General features: G+C 61.2%; 23 protein-coding genes and 1 tRNA gene. 3 read left to right on the top strand and 21 right to left on the bottom strand.

Going from position 1 to position 19,955, the window contains the following annotated elements; all coding sequences use genetic code 11:
* Positions 1-3: 3 nt before the first annotated feature.
* The 14 genes from AD664_RS15830 to trmJ all read right to left on the bottom strand — a co-directional run bounded on the left by AD664_RS15830 (position 4) and on the right by trmJ (position 10,867).
* Positions 4-1,053 carry a RodZ family helix-turn-helix domain-containing protein gene (locus tag AD664_RS15830; RefSeq protein WP_053147789.1) on the bottom strand — a complete coding sequence of 350 codons (1,050 nt, stop codon included), beginning with the start codon at positions 1,051-1,053 and terminating at the stop codon, positions 4-6.
* On the bottom strand, positions 1,053-1,811 hold the full coding sequence (gene pilW, locus AD664_RS15825) for a type IV pilus biogenesis/stability protein PilW (RefSeq protein ID WP_042727992.1): 759 nt from the start codon (positions 1,809-1,811) through the stop codon (positions 1,053-1,055). Before pilW ends, AD664_RS15830 begins: the two co-directional genes overlap by 1 nt.
* A 12-nt stretch (positions 1,812-1,823) precedes the next feature.
* Complete coding sequence (rlmN, locus tag AD664_RS15820) at positions 1,824-2,972, bottom strand: 23S rRNA (adenine(2503)-C(2))-methyltransferase RlmN (protein ID WP_042727993.1); 1,149 nt, start codon at positions 2,970-2,972, stop codon at positions 1,824-1,826.
* A gap of 28 nt (positions 2,973-3,000) precedes the next feature.
* Positions 3,001-3,426 (bottom strand): nucleoside-diphosphate kinase, encoded by a 426-nt coding sequence (gene ndk / locus AD664_RS15815; protein ID WP_042727994.1) that lies wholly within the window; start codon positions 3,424-3,426, stop codon positions 3,001-3,003.
* A gap of 88 nt (positions 3,427-3,514) precedes the next feature.
* On the bottom strand, positions 3,515-3,715 hold the full coding sequence (gene iscX, locus AD664_RS15810) for a Fe-S cluster assembly protein IscX (RefSeq protein WP_042727995.1): 201 nt from the start codon (positions 3,713-3,715) through the stop codon (positions 3,515-3,517).
* A 13-nt stretch (positions 3,716-3,728) separates the two neighbouring features.
* Positions 3,729-4,070 (bottom strand): ISC system 2Fe-2S type ferredoxin, encoded by a 342-nt coding sequence (gene fdx / locus AD664_RS15805; protein WP_042727996.1) that lies wholly within the window; start codon positions 4,068-4,070, stop codon positions 3,729-3,731.
* A 3-nt stretch (positions 4,071-4,073) separates the two neighbouring features.
* Entirely contained in the window at positions 4,074-5,936 is a 1,863-nt protein-coding gene (hscA, locus tag AD664_RS15800) for a Fe-S protein assembly chaperone HscA (protein WP_053147787.1), read from the bottom strand.
* A gap of 50 nt (positions 5,937-5,986) precedes the next feature.
* The gene (gene hscB / locus AD664_RS15795; RefSeq protein WP_053147785.1) at positions 5,987-6,508 is read right to left on the bottom strand and encodes a co-chaperone HscB; all 522 of its coding nucleotides are present in this window, start codon (positions 6,506-6,508) and stop codon (positions 5,987-5,989) included.
* Positions 6,509-6,516: 8 nt separating this feature from the next.
* On the bottom strand, positions 6,517-6,840 hold the full coding sequence (gene iscA, locus AD664_RS15790) for an iron-sulfur cluster assembly protein IscA (protein WP_030139597.1): 324 nt from the start codon (positions 6,838-6,840) through the stop codon (positions 6,517-6,519).
* A gap of 24 nt (positions 6,841-6,864) precedes the next feature.
* On the bottom strand, positions 6,865-7,251 hold the full coding sequence (iscU, locus tag AD664_RS15785; protein ID WP_003185157.1) for a Fe-S cluster assembly scaffold IscU: 387 nt from the start codon (positions 7,249-7,251) through the stop codon (positions 6,865-6,867).
* Between the two features lie 43 nt (positions 7,252-7,294).
* Positions 7,295-8,509 (bottom strand): IscS subfamily cysteine desulfurase, encoded by a 1,215-nt coding sequence (locus AD664_RS15780; RefSeq protein ID WP_042727999.1) that lies wholly within the window; start codon positions 8,507-8,509, stop codon positions 7,295-7,297.
* Between the two features lie 50 nt (positions 8,510-8,559).
* Complete coding sequence (gene iscR / locus AD664_RS15775; RefSeq protein ID WP_042728000.1) at positions 8,560-9,051, bottom strand: Fe-S cluster assembly transcriptional regulator IscR; 492 nt, start codon at positions 9,049-9,051, stop codon at positions 8,560-8,562.
* A gap of 267 nt (positions 9,052-9,318) precedes the next feature.
* Positions 9,319-10,095, bottom strand: a complete 777-nt coding sequence (gene cysE / locus AD664_RS15770) for a serine O-acetyltransferase (RefSeq protein WP_053147783.1) — start codon at positions 10,093-10,095, stop codon at positions 9,319-9,321.
* Between the two features lies 1 nt (position 10,096).
* Positions 10,097-10,867: a tRNA (cytosine(32)/uridine(32)-2'-O)-methyltransferase TrmJ gene (trmJ, locus tag AD664_RS15765; protein WP_042728002.1), complete on the bottom strand. Its 771-nt coding sequence runs from the start codon at positions 10,865-10,867 to the stop codon at positions 10,097-10,099.
* Positions 10,868-11,011: 144 nt separating this feature from the next.
* Between trmJ and suhB the strand changes: the two genes are divergently transcribed.
* A complete protein-coding gene (gene suhB / locus AD664_RS15760; protein ID WP_003185165.1) occupies positions 11,012-11,830 on the top strand; it encodes an inositol-phosphate phosphatase in 819 nt (272 codons plus the stop codon).
* 234 nt (positions 11,831-12,064) lie between these two features.
* Here the strand turns inward: suhB and AD664_RS15755 are convergent, their stop codons facing one another.
* The 6 genes from AD664_RS15755 to queA form a co-directional block, all read right to left on the bottom strand.
* Positions 12,065-12,613, bottom strand: coding sequence for a glycine zipper 2TM domain-containing protein (locus tag AD664_RS15755; RefSeq protein ID WP_042728003.1), 549 nt, complete (start codon positions 12,611-12,613; stop codon positions 12,065-12,067).
* A 115-nt stretch (positions 12,614-12,728) separates the two neighbouring features.
* Positions 12,729-13,643, bottom strand: a complete 915-nt coding sequence (secF, locus tag AD664_RS15750; RefSeq protein ID WP_042728004.1) for a protein translocase subunit SecF — start codon at positions 13,641-13,643, stop codon at positions 12,729-12,731.
* A 9-nt stretch (positions 13,644-13,652) separates the two neighbouring features.
* A complete protein-coding gene (secD, locus tag AD664_RS15745; RefSeq protein ID WP_053147781.1) occupies positions 13,653-15,521 on the bottom strand; it encodes a protein translocase subunit SecD in 1,869 nt (622 codons plus the stop codon).
* A gap of 65 nt (positions 15,522-15,586) precedes the next feature.
* Positions 15,587-15,922, bottom strand: coding sequence for a preprotein translocase subunit YajC (gene yajC / locus AD664_RS15740; RefSeq protein ID WP_024777037.1), 336 nt, complete (start codon positions 15,920-15,922; stop codon positions 15,587-15,589).
* Between the two features lie 43 nt (positions 15,923-15,965).
* Positions 15,966-17,081 carry a tRNA guanosine(34) transglycosylase Tgt gene (gene tgt / locus AD664_RS15735; RefSeq protein WP_161796089.1) on the bottom strand — a complete coding sequence of 372 codons (1,116 nt, stop codon included), beginning with the start codon at positions 17,079-17,081 and terminating at the stop codon, positions 15,966-15,968.
* A gap of 14 nt (positions 17,082-17,095) precedes the next feature.
* The gene (queA, locus tag AD664_RS15730) at positions 17,096-18,145 is read right to left on the bottom strand and encodes a tRNA preQ1(34) S-adenosylmethionine ribosyltransferase-isomerase QueA (RefSeq protein ID WP_042728007.1); all 1,050 of its coding nucleotides are present in this window, start codon (positions 18,143-18,145) and stop codon (positions 17,096-17,098) included.
* Positions 18,146-18,253: 108 nt separating this feature from the next.
* Between queA and AD664_RS15725 the strand changes: the two genes are divergently transcribed.
* Both AD664_RS15725 and AD664_RS15720 read left to right on the top strand, forming a co-directional pair.
* Positions 18,254-18,338: transfer RNA gene (locus tag AD664_RS15725), tRNA-Leu, on the top strand.
* Positions 18,339-18,641: 303 nt separating this feature from the next.
* Positions 18,642-18,971: a hypothetical protein gene (locus AD664_RS15720; RefSeq protein WP_053147779.1), complete on the top strand. Its 330-nt coding sequence runs from the start codon at positions 18,642-18,644 to the stop codon at positions 18,969-18,971.
* Positions 18,972-19,180: 209 nt separating this feature from the next.
* Here AD664_RS15720 and AD664_RS15715 read toward each other — a convergent pair whose 3' ends face one another.
* Complete coding sequence (locus AD664_RS15715; protein WP_053147777.1) at positions 19,181-19,927, bottom strand: SDR family oxidoreductase; 747 nt, start codon at positions 19,925-19,927, stop codon at positions 19,181-19,183.
* Between the last annotated feature and the right edge of the window lie 28 nt (positions 19,928-19,955).

Here is a 19,955-nt window from a genome sequence, read left to right as displayed (position 1 = left end):
GACTTATTGACCCAACTTCAGGCGAGCGGTCTCGCCACTGGTGAACGGAGCCACATCGACCGGCTGGCCGTTGTAGCTGACCTGCGCGCCACGGGCATAACCCAGGCGTACGGCGAAAGGCGGCTTGCCATTGATGGACGTGCTGTCGCCCTTGCGCTTGAGGCCACTGAACAGGACCTTGCCGTTGCCGTCTGTGACCTGGGTCCAGCAATCCGCGGTGAACTGAATCTGGACCTGGCCTTCACCGGCAGCTGGGGCAACCGAGGTCGCCGGAGCGGCTGGGGCGGCCGGGGTGGCTGGAGCGGCCGGCACTGCCGGAGCGACTGGAGCGGCGTGGGTGGCAGGCGCAGCCACGGTTGGCGCTGGCGTGCCTGGCGCGGCAGGGGCGGTGGCAATCGGTGCGCCGCCCGTGCTCGGGGCAGCAGGCGTGGTCGGTGCCGGGACAGCTGGCTCAGCGCCGGCCTGGGCGTCGGCATCGTCCGGGCTTTGTGGCAGCGCCAGATTGGTCTCGCCTTCGGCCTGGCCTTCCACGACGGCCTGGTCTTCCGGCTCGTCCAGCGGATGGATCTGGGTCGTGCCGTCGGCGCCTTCGACCTCGACGTGCTCGGGGTTCATCGCCACTGGCTCTTTGTTGCGCTGGGACGTCTGGTCCTGCCACCAGACGAAACCGCCACCGATCACCGCGATCAGCAACAACAGGCTGACAATGCGCAGGATCGTGTGGGAAACACGAACCGGCTCCTCGATGCGTCCCAGGCTGTGCACATTGCTGCCCTGGGCGTCGGAACCGGTGTATTGATCGAATTGCTGGACCAGGACGGTCTGGTCCATGCCGAGCAACTTGGCATAGGCGCGGATATAGCCGCGGGCGAAGGTGTGCCCGGGCAGCTTGTCGAACGCGCCCGCTTCCAGGTTGCTCAGGGAAGTCACGGTGAGATTGAGCTTGTGGGCCACTTCGGCCAGCGACCAACCATTGCTTTCGCGGGCTTGACGCAGGGTCTCACCGGGATTTACGCGAGTCGCTGCTACAACTTCGGGATGCGCCGCTTTCATCATTGCTCCGACAGGTATTGCTGATATTCCGGCGTACCGGGATAGAGTCTTTTGAGTTGCAGGCCATAACTTGCAGCCTTGTCGCGATCTTCAAACACATGTGCCAGCCGAACGCCGAGCAATAGACTACGTGCATTTTGCTCGCTGAGCAGGCTAAAACGCTCGTAGTAGTCACGCGCGGGCACATAATGCCTGTCTTCGTAGGACAACTCAGCCATTTCCAGCAGGGCCCGCGGTTGCTGGCGGTTGAGGCGCAGGGCCTTTTCCAGCTGCTGGCGGGCCAGGTCTCGCTGGCCCAACTGCGCGGCCGTCATGCCAAGGTTCTCGAATACCCGCGAGCGCTCTGGGTAAAGGGTGTCGGCGGCGGCCTGCTCGAAGCGCTCGTAGGCTTCCTTGTAACGCTTCTGCTCGTAAAGAAAACCGCCGTAGTTGTTCAGGATCCGTGCGTCCTGGGGCCGTGCCGAAAGCGCCTTGCGAAAATGCTGGTCGGCCAGCTCCGACTCCAGTTCGGCCTGGAACACCAGGGCCAGGGCCGCGTTGGCGTCGGCGTCATTGTCGTCCAGGTCCAGGGCTTTCTTGAGCGGAACCTTGGCCCGTTCGGTCATGCCCTGCTGCAAGTAGCCAATGCCCAGCTGTACATAGGCCGCACGCGCCTCATCGCGCCCCTTGCTGGTTTTCATCGGGTTGTAGTCACCCGACAGAACACAACCGGAACACAGCCCGGCCAACAGCAAGATGAGCGCGAAGCGCAGGGACATAGAGTTCCTCTCTTAGTGACTGTTCGCAGCGTTCTGCGCCACATCGTCGGAGGCGTTCAACTCGCGCACGGCAATGTAGCGTTCGCTGCGACGGGTGCGATCCAGCACCTGCCCTACCAATTGGCCACACGCGGCGTCGATGTCTTCGCCGCGGGTGGTGCGCACGGTGACGTTGAAGCCAGCGTGGTGGAGCTGATCCTGGAAGCGACGAATCGCATTGTTGCTCGGACGCTCGTAACCGGAATGCGGGAACGGGTTGAACGGGATCAGGTTGATCTTGCACGGGATGTTCTTGAGCAGTTCGATCATCTCGACCGCATGCTCGACTTTGTCGTTCACATCCTTGAGCAAGGTGTACTCGATGGTCAGCACGCGCTTCTCGCCCAGGGCCGACATGTAGCGCTGGCATGACTCGAGCAGCATCTTAAGCGGATACTTCTTGTTGATCGGCACCAATTGGTTACGCAATGCGTCATTGGGTGCGTGCAGCGACAACGCCAGGGAAACGTCGATGTGCTTGGCCAGCTCATCGATCATCGGCACCACGCCGGAGGTGGACAGGGTCACCCGACGCTTGGAAATGCCGTAGCCCAGGTCATCCATCATCAAGTGCATGGCCGACACGACATTGTCGAAGTTCAGCAGCGGCTCACCCATGCCCATCATCACCACGTTGGTGATGGCACGGTCGACGGTCGCCGGGACGCTGCCAAAGGATTTGTTGGCAATCCACACCTGGCCGATCACTTCGGCGGCGGTGAGGTTGCTGTTGAAGCCTTGCTTGCCGGTGGAGCAGAAACTGCAATCCAGGGCACAGCCTGCCTGGGACGAAACGCACAAGGTGCCGCGTTTGCCCTGGGGAATGTAGACGGTCTCGACGCAGCTGCCGGACGCCACGCGCACCACCCACTTACGGGTGCCGTCGCTGGAGATGTCCTCGCTGACCACTTCGGGGCCGCGAATCTCGGCAACCGCCTTGAGCTTCTCGCGCAAGGCCTTGCCGACATTCGTCATGGCGTCGAAGTCGTCGACGCCGAAGTGGTGAATCCATTTCATCACCTGGCCGGCACGGAAACGCTTCTCCCCGATCGAGTCGAAAAATTTCTCCATTTCCGGCTGGGTCAGGCCCAACAGGTTGGTTTTGCCGTTCGATGTAGTCATGGATTCACCTTCACTCAAAAGCCTGGGCTTAGCGAGTGGTTACTTCAGTAGCGGAGAAAAAGTAAGCGATTTCGCGAGCAGCAGCGGCTTCGGAGTCCGAACCGTGAACGGCGTTGGCGTCGATGGACTCGGCGAAGTCAGCACGGATGGTGCCGGCAGCGGCTTCTTTAGGGTTGGTGGCGCCCATCAGCTCACGGTTGCGAGCGATAGCGTTTTCGCCTTCCAGAACCTGGACGACAACCGGACCGGAAGTCATGAAGGCAACCAGTTCACCGAAGAAACCGCGCTCGCTGTGCTCGGCGTAGAAGCCTTCGGCCTCGGCCTTGGACAGTTGCTTCATTTTCGAAGCTACAACGCGCAGGCCAGCGTCTTCGAAGCGGGTAACGATCTTGCCGATGACGTTTTTAGCAACGGCGTCAGGCTTGATGATGGAGAAAGTACGTTGAACAGCCATGGTGTAACTCCAGAAACGATAATTTGTGAAAAATTAAACCCGCGAATTATACGCGGGTTCAGGGGTATTGCCTAACCTGCCGGGTCGATCAGTCGATTTCTTCGATCCAGAGCGTCTGAACCGCCTCCAGGACCTTCTCGCCGCAACGGCCGGAAGCATTGTCGAAGTCGGGCAGCTCCATGATCCATCGCTGCAGATCGACGAAGTTGACCGTCAACGGGTCTACGTCTGGCTTCGCTTCGGCCAATTCCTCAGCGATGCGCCGTACATCATTCCAACCATAGCTCATGACAGTGTCACCATCAGTGCGGCGCTTCGGCCGCATGGTTAAGCGAATATTTCGGGATCTCCACCACCAGGTCCTCGGTGCCGACCTTGGCCTGACAGGTCAGGCGCGACGTCGGCTCCAGGCCCCAGGCGCGATCCAGGTAGTCTTCTTCGAGCTCATCGGCTTCGTTCAGCGAGTCAAACCCTTCGCGAATGATGCAATGGCACGTGGTGCAGGCACAAACGCCGCCGCAGGCGCTTTCGATCTCGATGTGGTTGTCGTGGGCCACTTCCAGCAGGGATTTGCCGGTTTCGGCCTCGACCACCATACCGTCCGGGCAGTGCTCGGCGTGTGGCAGAAAAATGATCTGCGGCATCAGTTATTCCTCGATTTCATTCAGGTTGCGCCCCGCCAGGGCGGCCTTGACCGTCGAGTCCAGGCGGCGGGCAGCAAAGGCATCGGTGACGCTCGACAGACGCTTGGTCTGCTGCTCGATGGCATGGCCATCGGTGCCCTTGATCAATTCGGACAGTTCCTGCATCTGCAATTCGATGACCATGCGCTCTTCGGCGTCCAGCAAGCGATCGCCATCGGCCTCGAGGGCACCCTGCACCGCTTCGATCAGGCGCTGGGCATCGACTTGTTGCTCGCGCAGCACGCGGGCCACCTTGTCGTCGCCGGCATACTGGAAGGAATCCTTGAGCATCCGGGAGATTTCGCCGTCGGTCAGGCCATAGGACGGCTTGACCTGGATGCTTGCCTCGACACCCGAACCCAGTTCGCGGGCGGTGACGTTGAGCAAGCCGTCGGCATCGACTTGGAAGGTCACGCGGATCTTCGCGGCACCGGCCACCATCGGCGGAATGCCACGCAGTTCGAAGCGCGCCAGGGAACGGCAGTCGCTGATCAGCTCACGCTCGCCTTGCAGCACGTGAACCATCATGGCCGACTGGCCGTCCTTGTAAGTGGTGAAGTCCTGGGCGCGGGCGACGGGAATGGTGGTGTTGCGCGGAATCACCTTCTCCATCAGGCCACCCATGGTCTCAAGACCCAGGGACAGCGGAATCACATCGAGCAGCAGCAGTTCGCCGCCGTCACGCTTGTTGCCGGCCAGGGTGTCGGCCTGGATCGCGGCACCGATGGCCACCACCTGGTCCGGGTCGATTTCCGTCAGTGGCTGACGGCCAAAGGCTTCTGCCACGGCCTGGCGAACGCGAGGCACACGGGTCGAGCCACCGACCATGACCACGGCCTTGACGTCTTCGAGCTCGACGCCCGAATCACGCACGGCGCGACGGCAAGCCTTGAGGCTGCGGGCGACCATGGGCTCGATCAACGCATCGAAGGCTTCACGGCTCAGTACAGCGCTCCAGCCTTCGTAGTGCACTTCAACGCTGGCGGCGTCGGTCAGGGCTTCCTTGGCGGCGCAGGCGGTTTGCAGCAGGTGGCGCTGCGCACCCGGATCGAGGTCGGCGGACAGGCCCGCCTGCTCGATGATCCAGCCGGCAATGGCGTGGTCGAAGTCGTCACCGCCCAGGGCGCTGTCGCCGCCAGTGGCCAGGACTTCGAAGACTCCGCCGGTCAGGCGCAGGATGGAAATATCGAACGTGCCGCCGCCCAGGTCGTAGATCGCGACGAGGCCTTCGGCGTGCTGGTCCAACCCGTAAGCCACCGCCGCGGCAGTCGGCTCGTTGAGCAGGCGCAGCACGTTGAGGCCGGCCAGCTTGGCCGCGTCCTTGGTGGCTTGGCGCTGGGCGTCGTCGAAATAGGCCGGGACGGTGATCACCGCACCCACCAGTTCGCCACCCAGCGCGGCTTCGGCGCGCACGCGCAGGACCTTGAGGATGTCGGCCGACACCTGCACCGGGCTTTTCGGCCCCTGCACGGTGTCGATGAACGGCATGTGGGATTCGCCGCCGACAAAGCGATACGGCAGTTGGTCGCCCAGTTGCTTGACGTCGGCCAGGCCGCGTCCCATCAGGCGCTTGACCGACACGACGGTGTTCAGCGGGTCAGTGGAGGCGGCCAGCTTGGCCGATTCACCCACTTCGACGCGGTCGGCGTGGTAGCGAACGGCGGACGGCAGGATCACCTGCCCCTGCTCGTCCGCCAGCGGTTCGGAGAGACCGCTGCGCAAGGCAGCGACCAGGGAATTGGTAGTACCCAAGTCGATTCCCACTGCCAGGCGACGCTGGTGGGGTTGTGGACTTTGGCCGGGTTCGGCGATCTGCAGTAGGGCCATCGTAATCAGGACTTATCTGTAATCAGGCGTGCGACCGGAGCGGCACTGGGTTAATCGTCGAGGCGCTCTTCGAGCTGGCGCACTTCGTAGGTGAGCTTGTCGAGGAACTGCATGCGCCGCATCAGGCGTTCGGCCTGTTCGCGTTGCGCGGCATCGTTCCAGCAGGCTGCGAAGCTTTCGTTCAGTGTGTGCTGGGCGTCTTTGAGACGGCGCTTGAAGGCCGCGACACCGGCCAGGTCGGCGCTGTCCTGGAGGTCTTCGAGCTCTTCGCGCCACTGCATCTGCTGCAGAAGAAACTCAGGGTCGTGGACCGTGACTTCCAGGGGCAACTCGTGACCGCTGATGGCGAGCAGGTAGCGCGCGCGCTTGGCCGGATGCTTGAGCGTCTGGTAGGCCTCATTGAGGTTGGCAGACTGCTCCAGCGCCCGGCGCTGCTCGGCTTCGGAGGCGTCGGCAAACCGGTCCGGGTGGACACCCCGAGCCAGCTCCAGGTAACGCGCGGACAACTGATCGAGATCCAGCTGAAACGCAGGCTGCATCTGGAACAAGGCAAAATGACAAGGAGTTCCCACGAGCCGCCTCAGATGTTGAAGCTTTCGCCGCAGCCACACTCACCGCGTACGTTGGGGTTGTTGAACTTGAAGCCTTCGTTCAACCCTTCCTTGACGAAATCCAGCTCGGTGCCGTCCAGGTACGTCAGGCTCTTCGGGTCGATGATCACTTTCTGACCATGACTCTCGAACACCTGGTCGTCTTCGCCCACTTCGTCGACGAATTCGAGCACGTAGGCAAGGCCAGAGCAGCCCGTGGTGCGAACACCCAGGCGGATACCCTCGCCCTTGCCACGCCCCGCGAGGGAACGCTGCACATGTTTAGCTGCCGCTTCTGTCATCTGGATAGCCATGGAAACTCCTTAGCGGTGCGCGGATCAGATCAAGCCTTTCTTCTGCTTGTAATCGCGAACGGCGGCCTTGATGGCGTCTTCAGCGAGTACCGAGCAGTGGATCTTCACTGGCGGCAGGGCCAGTTCTTCGGCCAGCTGGGTGTTCTTGATGGTTTCGGCTTCATCAAGGGTCTTGCCCTTCATCCACTCGGTGGCCAGGGAGCTGGACGCGATGGCCGAACCGCAGCCATAGGTCTTGAACTTGGCATCTTCGATGATGCCTTGCTCGTTGACCTTGATCTGCAGGCGCATCACGTCGCCGCATGCCGGGGCGCCGACCATGCCGGTGCCGACATCAGGATCCTGCGCGTCCATCTTGCCGACGTTGCGCGGGTTCTCGTAGTGGTCGATGACCTTTTCGCTATATGCCATTTGCTTCAATCCTCATCAGTGAGCCGCTCTGGTGGCGACTTCTTCAGTGCGCAGCCCACTCGATTTTCGAGATGTCGACGCCGTCTTTGTACATGTCCCACAGCGGCGACAAGGCGCGCAGCTTGGTGACGGCCTCGCAGACTTTCTGCGCGGCGTAATCGATTTCCTCTTCGGTGGTGAAGCGGCCGAAGGTGAAGCGAATCGAGCTATGGGCCAGTTCGTCGTTGCGGCCCAGGGCGCGCAGTACGTACGAAGGCTCGAGCGAAGCCGAGGTGCAAGCCGAACCGGACGACACAGCCAGGTCCTTGAGTGCCATGATCAGCGACTCGCCTTCAACGTAGTTGAAGCTCAGGTTCAGGTTGTGCGGGACGCGGGCGGTCATGCTGCCGTTGACGTAGAGTTCTTCGAGGTGCTCGACCTGCTTGAAGAAACGGTCGCTCAGGGCCTTGATGCGGACATTCTCGGCGGCCATGTCTTCCTTGGCGACGCGGAAGGCTTCGCCCATGCCGACGATCTGGTGGGTCGCCAGGGTGCCGGAACGCATGCCACGCTCGTGACCGCCACCGTGCATGGTCGCTTCGATGCGCACACGCGGCTTGCGGCTGACGTACAGCGCGCCGATGCCTTTGGGACCATAGGTCTTGTGGGCCGAGAAGGACATCAGGTCGACCTTGAGCTTCGACAGGTCGATCTCGACCTTGCCGGTGGACTGCGCCGCGTCGACGTGGAACAACACACCCTTGGAACGGGTCAGCTCGCCAATGGCGGCGATGTCGTTGATGGTGCCGATTTCGTTGTTCACGTGCATGATCGAAACCAGGATGGTGTCGTCGCGCAGTGCGGCTTCAACCATGGCCGGGGTGATCAGGCCGTCTTCACCCGGCTCGATGTAGGTGACTTCGAAGCCTTCACGCTCCAATTGGCGCATGGTGTCCAGGACAGCCTTGTGCTCGACCTTGGAGGTGATCAGGTGCTTGCCCTTGGTGTGATAGAAATGCGCGACACCCTTGATTGCCAGGTTGTCGGACTCGGTGGCACCGGAGGTCCAGACGATTTCACGTGGGTCGGCATTGACCAGGTCGGCGACCTGGCGACGAGCGTTTTCAACCGACTCTTCGGCTTTCCAGCCGAACACGTGGGAACGGGACGCCGGGTTACCGAAGTTTCCGTCGACCAGCAGGCATTCACTCATTTTTTGCGCGACACGCGGATCAACCGGGGTGGTCGCAGAGTAATCAAGGTAAATCGGCAATTTCATGGACTCTCTCCTAAATCAGGCTGGCTGGCGTTCCGCGTGCTCTGCGGCGGTCATTCGACGGCGGACGCTTCAATCTTGTCCAGGTGCGGCGCCCTGCCATTGCAACGGCGCTGGTCCTGACGCTGGGCTACTTCTTGCACCTCACGGCGGGTGACAAGGTCGGCCAAGCTGATACCGCTCAGAAACTCGTGGATCTGCAGGCTCAAGTCGCACCACAGGTGATGGGTCAGGCAAGTATCGCCGCCATGGCAGTCGCCCAGCCCTTGGCATTTGGTCGCATCGACCGATTCGTTCACGGCATCGATCACCTGGGCGACCTGGATGCCTTGCATTTCACGGGACAGCTGGTAGCCGCCGCCGGGGCCGCGCACGCTGGAGACCAGGTTGCTGCGGCGCAGCTTGGCGAACAGTTGCTCAAGATAAGACAGGGAAATGCCTTGGCGCTCGGAGATATCGGCCAGGGACACCGGCCCGTGCTGCGCGTGCAATGCCAGATCCAGCATTGCGGTCACGGCGTATCGGCCTTTTGTAGTCAGTCGCATGGACAATTACCACGGAGTTCGGAATGGGGGCGAGTATGCAATTCCCGAGTATTTAAGTCAAGTATAAGACCTAGTGGGTTACTCGGATTTACCCGCGAAAGAGCGCGCGCATGATAGCAAAGGCTTGGCGGGCAGGACCAGTGATACCGCGTTATCGTTCTTCGCGAGCAAGCTCGCTCCCACAGGGGGTCTGCGTCGTACATGAGTGATGTGCTCGACAGAGATCCCTGTGGGAGCGAGCTTGCTCGCGATGAGGCCAGCAGGGTCTCAGCTGGCCTGGCTTTCATCCTTGTCCTGCACACACGCAAAGTCTTCCTCGCGCAGTTCAGGCAGGTCCTTGGCACAGTAATTACTGCCCAGTTCCTTCAGGGCGCCGCACATCCCCTCCAGGCGACCATCGACGGCCTGCAGGTGATCGAGCAACTGGTTGATCGCGCGGGCCACCGGGTCGGGCATGTCTTCGCCGACGCCGTAGGCATCGAAGCCGATCTTCTCGGCCATGGCTTTGCGCCGGGCATTCTGCTCCTCATCGGACTTGACGATGATCCGCCCCGGAATACCGACCACGGTCGCCCCGGGCGGCACAGCCTTGGTCACCACGGCGTTGGAGCCGACTTTGGCCCCCGCGCCCACTGTGAACGGCCCGAGCACCTTGGCGCCCGCCCCCACCACCACGCCGTCTTCCAGCGTCGGGTGGCGCTTGCCTTTGTTCCAACTGGTGCCGCCGAGGGTCACGCCCTGGTACAGGGTCACGTCATCACCGATCTCGGCGGTTTCGCCGATGACGATGCCCATGCCGTGGTCGATGAAAAACCGCCGACCGACCTTGGCGCCAGGATGGATCTCGATCCCGGTCAACCAGCGTCCGAAGTTCGAGACCAGCCGCGCCAGCCATTTCCAGCCCATATTCCACAACGCGCCAGACAACCGATGCAGCCAGATGGCGTGCATTCCCGGGTAGCAGGTCAGCACTTCAAAGGCATTGCGCGCCGCCGGGTCACGATGGAAAACGCTTTGGATATCTTCACGCAAACGTTCGAACATTTTATTTCTTCCGCTTAATCAGCTCACCACGGGCCGCTTTCTGGGTTTCCGTGAGGATGCCGCGCAATATATTCATCTCCGCCCGGCTGACCGAGCTTCGTCCGTACAACCGACGCAGGCGCGCCATCAAGTGCCTTGGCTTGTCCGGGTCGAGGAACTCGATGTCCACCAGGGTCTGCTCCAGGTGTTCAAAGTATCGTTCCAGCTCATCCATCGTCGCCAGTGTCTCACTGCGCGGCGAGCCGACCTCGGTTTTTTCGACCTTGCTTGGCTGCCCTTCGGCGGCCAGCCAGGCCATGCGCACTTCATAACTCAACACCTGCACCGCCGCCGCGAGGTTCAGGGAACTGAACGTCGGGTCGGAAGGGATATGCACGTGAAAGTGACATCGCTGCAGCTCTTCATTGGTCAGGCCGGAGTCTTCACGGCCGAACACCAGGGCGATCTCGCTGCCCTGCTCCGCTTCCTCGATGACCTTGGTCCCGCACTCGCGGGGGTCGAGCAACGGCCAGGGGATGCGCCGGTCGCGGGCACTGGTGCCGAGCACCAGGTTGCACCCGACCAAGGCGTCTTCCAGGGTGGCGACCACTTGCGCACCGGCAAGGATGTCATCGGCGCCGGACGCCCGGGCGTCGGCTTCGTGATGGGGGAACAGCCGCGGCTCGACCAGCACCAGGCGTGACAGGCCCATGTTCTTCATGGCCCGCGCAGCCCCGCCGATGTTACCCGGATGGCTGGTATTGACCAGGACGACACGAATGTTCTGCAACAAGGGAGGCGCTCTCGAACACGATAAAGGGAGCAAATCTTACATAAGCACCTACCGTTAAGCTATGAAAGCGAACGCCAACCTTCTCCTCGGAAAACTTTCTGATAGAATGCGCGGCTTTCTTTAACAACCTTAGGTGACACATCCATGCAGCCCATGCTGAATATCGCGCTGCGCGCCGCCCGCAGCGCCAGTGAACTGATCTTCCGCTCCATCGAGCGCCTGGATACCATCAAGGTCGACGAAAAAGACGCCAAGGACTACGTGTCCGAGGTGGATCGCGCCGCCGAACAGAAGATCGTCGACGCCCTGCGCAAGGCTTACCCGAACCACTCGATCCTGGGTGAAGAGACCGGCATGCACGCCGGCACCGGCATCGAAGGCGAAGAGTACCTGTGGATCATCGACCCACTGGACGGCACCACCAACTTCCTGCGCGGCATTCCTCACTTTGCTGTCAGCATCGCCTGCAAATACCGTGGCCGCCTGGAACACGCTGTCGTGCTGGACCCGGTTCGCCAGGAAGAATTCACCGCCAGCCGTGGCCGTGGCGCCCAGTTGAACGGTCGTCGCCTGCGCGTCAGTGGTCGCACCAGCCTGGACGGCGCCCTGCTGGGCACTGGCTTCCCGTTCCGCGATGACCAGATGGACAACCTGGACAACTACCTGGGCATGTTCCGCGCCCTGGTCGGCCAGACCGCCGGCATCCGCCGCGCTGGCGCCGCCAGCCTGGATCTGGCCTATGTAGCCGCCGGCCGTTTCGATGCATTCTGGGAGTCGGGCCTGTCCGAGTGGGACATGGCCGCAGGCGCCCTGCTGATCCAGGAAGCTGGTGGCTTGGTGAGCGACTTCACCGGCGGCCACGACTTCCTCGAAAAAGGCCACATCGTGGCGGGCAACACCAAATGCTTCAAGGCGGTGCTGACGGCTATCCAGCCACACCTGCCGGCTTCGCTGAAACGCTAAGCGACGCAGCCACAGAAAAGCACCCTTCGGGGTGCTTTTTTTGTGCCTCGGTTTTATGGATGAGGCAAATCCTGTGGGAGCGGGCTTGCCCGCGAAGACAATGTCTCATTGGACATGGATGCAAGCTGTTCCACCGCCTTCGCGGGCAAGCCAGCTCCCACACGGGATTGGGGTGGGTCAGGAATACGGGCATAAAAAAAGCACCCCGAAGGGTGCTTTTTCAATTCTTCCGAATTACTGGGCCGGTTCGTTCTGGCCTAGGATCAGTTGGCCTTCCTTGCTCACCGGGATCTGGTTGCCCGGGTCGCGATCCATACGGACTTTGCCTTCCTTGCCGTCGAGCATGTAGCGCACGTCGTAGCCGACGACCTTGTCACTGATGTCGTTGACGGTATTGCAGCGGGTTTGCGTCGTGGTGTACGTGTCACGCTCCTGCATGCCTTCCTGAATCTTGTTACCGGCATAGCCGCCGCCGGCCGCGCCGGCCACGGTGGCGATTTTCTTGCCGGTGCCGCCGCCCACCTGGTTGCCCAGCAGGCCACCGGCCAGGGCGCCGATCACGGTGCCGGCGATCTGGTGCTGGTCCTGGACCGGCTTCTGCCGGGTTACGGTGACGTCCTTGCACACTTCACGCGGGGTCTTGATCTGGGTCTTGACCGGTTCCACGGCCAATACTTGCGCATACTCAGGGCCACTTTTTACCAAGCTGTAGGTCGCGACCGCACCACCGGCAGTCACACCGACAGCACCCAATACCGCACCAACCAGCATCGATTTGTTCACTTGAACCTCCTGACCATCACAAGCGGAATAATCCGCGCTTCTCCCAGCCTTGGAGCATAAAAAAAGGCGCGAGTTCAACTCGCGCCTTTTCGGTCGTGACGGACGGGGACAAGCCTTATGGGCGGTCGTCCACTTCCGTTTCGGTGGCCGCTGGAGGAATGAGGTCCTCGGTGCTCAGGTTCAGCCAGATCAGCACCACGTTGGCGATGTAGATCGACGAGTAGGTACCCGCCAGTACACCGACGAACAGCGCGATGGAGAAACCAAACAGGTTATCGCCACCAAAGAACAGCAGCGCGGCGATCGCCAGCAGCGTGGAGATTGACGTCGCCATGGTCCGCAGCAGGGTCTGGGTGGTCGAGATGTTGATGTTCTCGATCAAGGAGGCCTTGCGCAGCACGCGGAAGTTCTCACGCACCCGGTCGAACACCACGATGGTGTCGTTGAGCGAGTAACCGATGATCGCCAGCACCGCCGCCAGCACCGTCAGGTCGAAGGTGATCTGGAAGAACGACAGGATGCCCACGGTCACGATCACGTCGTGGATCAGCGAGACGATGGCGCCCACCGCGAACTTCCACTGAAAGCGGAAGGCCAGGTAGATCAGGATGCCACCCAGCGCCATCAGCATGCCGAGGCCGCCCTGGTCGCGCAGCTCTTCACCCACCTGCGGGCCGACGAACTCGACGCGCTTGACCTGCGCCGGGTTGTCGCCACCGGCCTTCTGCAAGGCTTCGGCAACCTGGTGACCCAGTTGCGGGTCTTCGCCCGGCATGCGCACCAGCAGGTCGGTGGTCGCACCGAAGCTCTGCACGATGGCTTCGCCGTAGCCCGAGGTCGCCAGTTGCTCACGCACCTTGGTGACGTCGGCCGGACGCTCGTAGGTCAGCTCGATGAGCGTACCGCCAGTGAAGTCCAGGCCGTAGTTCAGGCCCTTGGTGGCCCAGCTGAACAACGCCAGTACGGTAAGAAACAATGTGACGCCGAACGCAACGTTGCGAACGCCCATGAAGTTGATTGTACGTAACATGGCAGCCCCTTAAATCCACAACTTCTTGAAGTCACGACCGCCAAAGATCAGGTTGACCATTGCGCGGGTCACCATGATGGCCGTGAACATCGAGGTAAAGATCCCGAGGGACATGGTCACTGCGAAGCCCTTGACCGGGCCAGTGCCCATGGCGAAGAGAATCCCGCCGACCAGCAACGTGGTCAGGTTGGCGTCGAGAATCGCGGTGAATGCCCGGCCGAAGCCTTCGTTGATTGCCCGCTGGATCGACATGCCCGCGGCGATCTCTTCACGTATCCGCGAGAAGATCAGCACGTTGGCGTCCACCGCCATGCCCATGGTCAATACGATACCGGCGATGCCCGGCAGGGTCAGCGTAGCCCCCAGCAGCGACATCAGGGCCAACAGCATCACCATGTTCACCGCCAGCGCGACCGTGGCGATGATGCCGAAGAAGCGGTAGATGGCGATGATGAACAGCGACACGAACAGCATGCCCCACAGCGAGGCGTCGATACCCTTGGTGATGTTGTCGGCACCCAGGCTCGGGCCGATGGTGCGCTCTTCAGCGAAGTACATCGGCGCGGCCAGGCCACCGGCACGCAGCAGCAGGGCCAGTTCCGAGGCCTCACCCTGGCCGTTCAGGCCGGTGATGCGGAATTGGCTGCCCAGCGGCGACTGGATGGTCGCCAGGCTGATGATCTTCTTCTCTTCCTTGAAGGCCTGCACGGCGACGTCTTTCTCGACGCCGTTTACCACTTGCTTGGTGTAGGTGGTGATCGGCTTCTGCTCGATGAAGATCACCGCCATGCTACGGCCGACGTTGCTGCGCGTGGCGCGGCTCATCAGTTCGCCACCGTGGCCGTCGAGGTGGATGTTCACCTGCGGACGACCGTGCTCGTCGAAGCTCGCCTTGGCGTCGGTCACCTGGTCACCGGTGATGATCAGGCCACGCTCAATCTGCGCCGGTGGACGGTTGCCCTCGCGGAACTCGAAGCTCTCGGAAGTGGCCTTGGACGCGCCCGGCTCGGCACCGAGGCGGAATTCCAGGTTGGCGGTCTTGCCGAGGATACGCTTGGCTTCGGCGGTGTCCTGCACACCCGGCAGCTCGACCACGATGCGGTTGGCGCCCTGGCGCTGCACGATCGGCTCGGCCACACCCAGCTCGTTGACCCGGTTACGCACGGTGGTCAAGTTCTGCTTGATGGAGTATTCGCGGATTTCCGCCAGCTTGGCCGGGGTCATCGCCAGACGCAGCACCGCCTGACCATTGAGGTCGGCCGGTACGATGTCGAAATCGTTGAAGGTCTTGCGGATCAGTGCACGGGCCTGCTCGCGGGTATCTTCATCACTGAAGCCCAGCTGAATGGCACCGTTGAACGCTGGCAGGCTGCGATAGCGCACGCGCTCCTTACGCAACAGGCTCTTGACGTCGCCTTCGTAGACTTTCATCCGCGCGTCGAGGGCTTTTTCCATGTCCACTTCCAGCAGGAAGTGCACACCGCCGGACAAGTCCAGGCCCAGCTTCATGGGGTGCGCGCCGAGTTGGCGCAGCCATTGCGGGGTGGTCTGGGCCAGGTTCAGGGCTACGACGTAATCGTCGCCCAGTGCCTTGCGCACCACGTCCTTGGCCGGCAATTGATCTTCGGCCTTGACCAGGCGCAACAGGCCGCCCTTGCCACCGCTGGCAACCGACGAAGCCTTGACCTCGATACCGGAAGCCTTGAGCGCTTCGCTCGCACGATCCAGATCCGCCTGGGTGACCTGCAGGGCCGTGCTTGCGCCACTGACCTGAATGGCCGGGTCATCCGGGTAGAGATTGGGAGCGGAATAAATCAGACCGATCGCCAGCACCGCCAGGATCAGTACATATTTCCACAGAGGGTATTTGTTCAGCATCACGCCGCCCGCTTATGACGCGGGGCGCCTTGCGCGCCCCGTCGATTGAAGAGAAGTTTGAAACCTTAGATCGCTTTCAGCGTGCCTTTTGGCAGCGTGGCCGCGATAGCGCCCTTCTGGAACTTCATTTCAACAGTGTCGGACACTTCCAGTACCACGAAATCATCCGCCACTTTGGTGATCTTGCCAGCGATACCGCCGGTGGTGACCACTTCGTCGCCCTTCTGCAAGCTGCCGAGCAGGTTCTTCTGCTCTTTGGCGCGCTTGGCCTGTGGACGCCAGATCATCAGGTAGAAGATAACCAGGAAGCCGACCAGGAAAATCCACTCGAAACCGCCACCCATAGGCGCGGCTGCGGGAGCAGCGGCATCAGCCATGGCGTTAGAGATAAAAAAGCTCATTTAGCACTCCAGTTGCAAGTATTGAATCTTAGGATCGGAAAACTCAGTCCAAGGGCGGAACAGGCAACCCGCGCTTGGCATAGAAGGCCTCGACAAAGGCGGCCAATGTACCCTGTTGAATAGCCTCGCGCAAACCAGCCATAAGCACCTGGTAATGGCGCAAATTGTGGATCGTATTCAGCATGCTACCGAGCATTTCGCCGCACTTGTCCAAATGATGCAGATAAGCGCGGGAGAAGTTCTGGCACGTGTAGCAGTCGCAGGTCGGATCCAGCGGCGAATCATCATGGCGATGAAACGCGTTACGGATCTTCAGCACACCCGTGTCGACGAACAGATGCCCATTGCGGGCATTACGGGTTGGCATCACGCAATCGAACATGTCCACCCCGCGGCGCACACCCTCAACCAGATCTTCCGGTTTGCCAACGCCCATAAGGTAACGAGGTTTGTCAGCGGGCATCTGGCCCGGCAGGTAATCGAGCACCTTGATCATTTCGTGCTTGGGTTCGCCCACCGACAGCCCGCCGATGGCCAGGCCGTCGAAGCCGATCTTGTCGAGGCCTTCGAGCGAACGCATGCGCAGGTCCTGGTGCATGCCGCCCTGGACGATGCCGAACAGCGCCGCCGTGTTGTCGCCATGGGCGTTCTTGGAGCGCTGGGCCCAGCGCAACGACAGCTCCATGGACACCCGCGCAACGTCTTCATCGGCCGGGTACGGCGTGCATTCGTCGAAGATCATCACGATGTCCGAGCCCAGGTCGCGCTGCACCTGCATGGATTCTTCCGGGCCCATGAACACCTTGGAACCGTCCACCGGCGAGGCGAAGGTCACGCCCTCCTCCTTGATCTTGCGCATGGCGCCCAGGCTGAACACCTGGAAGCCGCCGGAGTCGGTCAGGATCGGGCCTTTCCACTGCATGAAATCGTGCAGATCGCCGTGGGCCTTGATCACTTCCATGCCCGGGCGCAGCCACAGGTGGAAGGTGTTACCGAGGATGATTTCAGCGCCAATCGCCTCGATGTCGCGCGGCAGCATGCCCTTGACCGTGCCATAGGTGCCCACGGGCATGAACGCCGGGGTTTCCACCGTGCCACGAGGGAAGGTCAGACGACCGCGACGTGCCTTGCCATCGGTGGCCAGCAACTCGAAGGACATGCGACAGGTGCGACTCATACTGTTTCCTCGGGCCCGCGGGGCGCGGGGTTACGGGTGATGAACATCGCATCACCGTAGCTGAAAAAGCGGTAACCCTGCTCGACGGCGGCCTTATAGGCGGCCATGGCTTCGGGATAACCGGCGAACGCCGAAACCAGCATCAACAGCGTGGATTCGGGCAAATGAAAATTGGTGACCAGGGCATCGACCACATGGAACGGCCGGCCCGGGTAGATGAAGATGTCGGTGTCGCCACTGAACGGCTTGAGCACGCCATCGCGGGCGGCGCTTTCCAGGGAACGCACACTGGTGGTCCCCACCGCCACCACCCGGCCACCGCGGGCGCGACAGGCCGCCACGGCGTCGACCACGTCCTGGCTCACTTCGAGCCATTCGCTGTGCATGTGGTGGTCTTCGATGCGCTCCACCCGCACCGGCTGGAATGTGCCGGCACCCACGTGCAGTGTCACGAACGTGGTCTCGACGCCTTTGGCGGCAATCGCCTCCAGCAACGGCTGGTCGAAATGCAACCCCGCCGTCGGCGCCGCCACCGCCCCCAGGCGCTCGGCGTACACGGTCTGGTAGCGTTCGCGGTCCGAACCTTCGTCGGGGCGATCTATATAAGGAGGCAACGGCATGTGCCCGACGCGGTCGAGCAGCGGCAGCACTTCTTCGGCAAATTCCAGCTCGAACAACGCGTCATGCCGCGCCACCATCACCGCCTCGCCGCCACCGTCGATCAGGATCGACGAACCCGGCTTGGGCGACTTGCTGGAGCGCACGTGGGCCAGCACCCGGTGACTGTCGAGCACCCGCTCCACCAGAATCTCCAGCTTGCCGCCGGAGGCCTTCTGGCCAAACAACCGCGCCGGAATCACCCGGGTATTGTTGAACACCATCAAGTCGCCTGGGCGCAAATGCTCAAGCAAATCAGTGAATTGACGGTGAGCCATGGCACCGCTGACCCCATCCAGGGTCAACAGTCGACTGGCGCGACGCTCGGCCAGAGGGTGGCGAGCGATCAGCGAATCCGGGAGTTCGAAGGTAAAGTCAGCAACACGCATGATGGGGTTCGTCTAGCAGGGCCGGAAAGTCTAGCGGAAATATCGAAAATTGACCATGAAACGTGATTGACCAACGGTAGGCACCTCTCTATACTTCGCCGCCATTGAGCCCTGATGGCGGAATTGGTAGACGCGGCGGATTCAAAATCCGTTTTCGAAAGGAGTGGGAGTTCGAGTCTCCCTCGGGGCACCATCTTAAAGAAAGACCTTGAAATTCAAGGTCTTTTTTTTCGTCTGCAGGAAAGTGCTTAGGTCATGGCTAATCACTCCTTTGTGGCGAGGGGATTCATCCCCGCTGGGCCGCAAAGCGGCCCCAAATCCCAAACCTCTGGCAAAGAAGAATCTGTGGCTAGTAGGAATCTGTGGCCAGTAGAAACCCGTGGCGAGGGAGCTTGCTCCCGCTTGAGCGCAAAGCGCTCACAAAAATGTCACACCCCCATTGATGCTCCGCCGTGCGACACCCCGCTAACCCACCGCTGACAAAGGACTCCACCCCATGGAACTGCTGCTGGAAACGGTCGCTCTTTACTCGCTGAAGCTGGCTTATGAGACGGAGGGGCATAGTCCGATTTTGCGGGATGATCCGTTGATGGGCGGGTGTGATCGGGAGGTGTTTGGGTTGTTGGTGCGGCGGGAGGATGTGGCTGGGATCCAGGAGAAGATCCAGCAGTGCCTGGCGTTGGCGCGGGAGGCCATTGGAGGTGCCGATACGGTGCTCGGCGCCGAACTGCAGCGGCTGACTGCAGAACTCCACGCAGCACAAACAGCCGAACAGCTTAGGGCACCGCTCAGTGCGCTTAAGGGCTATCTAAAAGATATTCTATAACCCCCCCCACGTTCAGCGTGAGGATGCATCCAACGACGCTCCATCCCCTCCTGCATCCCCTGCGCATCGGCATTTTTCAGGACATTGGATAAACCCATCGAAAAAATAGAAGCCCGCCGCCCGAAAGAGGACGGGCCGTATGAAAGCCACGCCGATGAGAAAGCCTGAGTTGCATTCAGTTTTCAATAAAAGGCAGGAGGCGTTGGAAACTAGAGCGAACGACCACCGTCGACGATGAGTTCCGAGCCAACCGTCCACCGCGACTCGTCCGACGCCAGGTACAGCACGGCCTTGGCCACTTCCTCGGGCGTACCGAACCGGCCGAATGGAATGGTCGCGGCGATATCCTGGTTGACCTGTTCACGGTAGGCATCGGGGATACCGAGTTTGTCGTAAAGCGGCGTATCGATCGGGCCGGGGCTGACCGCATTGACGCGAATACCACGCGGGAGAAGTTCGCTGGAAAGCGTCTTCGACATGTTCAGGAATGCAGCCTTGGTCGCGCCATAAACCGATGAACGCGCGTCACCGAGGTGCGCACTCACCGACGTATTGAGCACCACCGACGCAGGGTTCGCGAAGACCGGTAGCAATGCCTGGATCAGGAAGTACGGCCCCTTGACGTTAATGTCGAAAGAGCGATCGAACATTTCTTCCGTCCATTCTTCGATCGGTAGCCAAACGGATACGCCTGCATTGAGAAAGGCAACATCGAGTTGGCCATAGTGAGCCTGAACGGCCTGCGCCAGCTCCTTCTGCGCATCGATGCTGGCTGAGTCAGCACGCAGTACCAATACTTCGCTTCCCAGTTCCGCCTGGGCCTTTGCGATGGACTCCGGATTGACGCCGGTAACGATCACGCGGGCACCTTCGGCGAGGAACTGCTTGGCCGTTTCCAGGCCAATGCCGCTGGTGCCGCCGGTGATGAGAGTACGTTTGCCTTGCAATCGGGACATGTCAGTTTCCTTTACGGTTTTTCACGGT

The organism is Pseudomonas sp. P97.38 (assembly GCF_001269745.1).
GTDB lineage: Bacteria > Pseudomonadota > Gammaproteobacteria > Pseudomonadales > Pseudomonadaceae > Aquipseudomonas > Aquipseudomonas chlororaphis_E.
Note: the sequence above shows the minus strand (reverse complement) of the source record. Positions and strands in the feature narration are given on the sequence as shown.

What these genes read in the sequence shown, in the direction of transcription:
- iscX (WP_042727995.1), bottom strand. Translation starts at nt 3,715, where the DNA reads ATGAGCTATGGTTGGAATGATGTACGGCGCATCGCTGAGGAATTGGCC.
- ndk (WP_042727994.1), bottom strand. Translation starts at nt 3,426, where the DNA reads ATGGCTGTTCAACGTACTTTCTCCATCATCAAGCCTGACGCCGTTGCT.
- AD664_RS15780 (WP_042727999.1), bottom strand. Translation starts at nt 8,509, where the DNA reads ATGAAATTGCCGATTTACCTTGATTACTCTGCGACCACCCCGGTTGAT.
- queA (WP_042728007.1), bottom strand. Translation starts at nt 18,145, where the DNA reads ATGCGTGTTGCTGACTTTACCTTCGAACTCCCGGATTCGCTGATCGCT.
- iscU (WP_003185157.1), bottom strand. Translation starts at nt 7,251, where the DNA reads ATGGCATATAGCGAAAAGGTCATCGACCACTACGAGAACCCGCGCAAC.
- iscR (WP_042728000.1), bottom strand. Translation starts at nt 9,051, where the DNA reads ATGCGACTGACTACAAAAGGCCGATACGCCGTGACCGCAATGCTGGAT.
- AD664_RS15715 (WP_053147777.1), bottom strand. Translation starts at nt 19,927, where the DNA reads ATGTCCCGATTGCAAGGCAAACGTACTCTCATCACCGGCGGCACCAGC.
- rlmN (WP_042727993.1), bottom strand. Translation starts at nt 2,972, where the DNA reads ATGACTACATCGAACGGCAAAACCAACCTGTTGGGCCTGACCCAGCCG.
- AD664_RS15830 (WP_053147789.1), bottom strand. Translation starts at nt 1,053, where the DNA reads ATGAAAGCGGCGCATCCCGAAGTTGTAGCAGCGACTCGCGTAAATCCC.
- pilW (WP_042727992.1), bottom strand. Translation starts at nt 1,811, where the DNA reads ATGTCCCTGCGCTTCGCGCTCATCTTGCTGTTGGCCGGGCTGTGTTCC.
- secF (WP_042728004.1), bottom strand. Translation starts at nt 13,643, where the DNA reads ATGTTACGTACAATCAACTTCATGGGCGTTCGCAACGTTGCGTTCGGC.
- iscA (WP_030139597.1), bottom strand. Translation starts at nt 6,840, where the DNA reads ATGGCTATCCAGATGACAGAAGCGGCAGCTAAACATGTGCAGCGTTCC.
- AD664_RS15720 (WP_053147779.1), top strand. Translation starts at nt 18,642, where the DNA reads ATGGAACTGCTGCTGGAAACGGTCGCTCTTTACTCGCTGAAGCTGGCT.
- secD (WP_053147781.1), bottom strand. Translation starts at nt 15,521, where the DNA reads ATGCTGAACAAATACCCTCTGTGGAAATATGTACTGATCCTGGCGGTG.
- cysE (WP_053147783.1), bottom strand. Translation starts at nt 10,095, where the DNA reads ATGTTCGAACGTTTGCGTGAAGATATCCAAAGCGTTTTCCATCGTGAC.
- tgt (WP_161796089.1), bottom strand. Translation starts at nt 17,081, where the DNA reads ATGTCCTTCGAGTTGCTGGCCACCGATGGCAAGGCACGTCGCGGTCGT.
- suhB (WP_003185165.1), top strand. Translation starts at nt 11,012, where the DNA reads ATGCAGCCCATGCTGAATATCGCGCTGCGCGCCGCCCGCAGCGCCAGT.
- hscA (WP_053147787.1), bottom strand. Translation starts at nt 5,936, where the DNA reads ATGGCCCTACTGCAGATCGCCGAACCCGGCCAAAGTCCACAACCCCAC.
- yajC (WP_024777037.1), bottom strand. Translation starts at nt 15,922, where the DNA reads ATGAGCTTTTTTATCTCTAACGCCATGGCTGATGCCGCTGCTCCCGCA.
- fdx (WP_042727996.1), bottom strand. Translation starts at nt 4,070, where the DNA reads ATGCCGCAGATCATTTTTCTGCCACACGCCGAGCACTGCCCGGACGGT.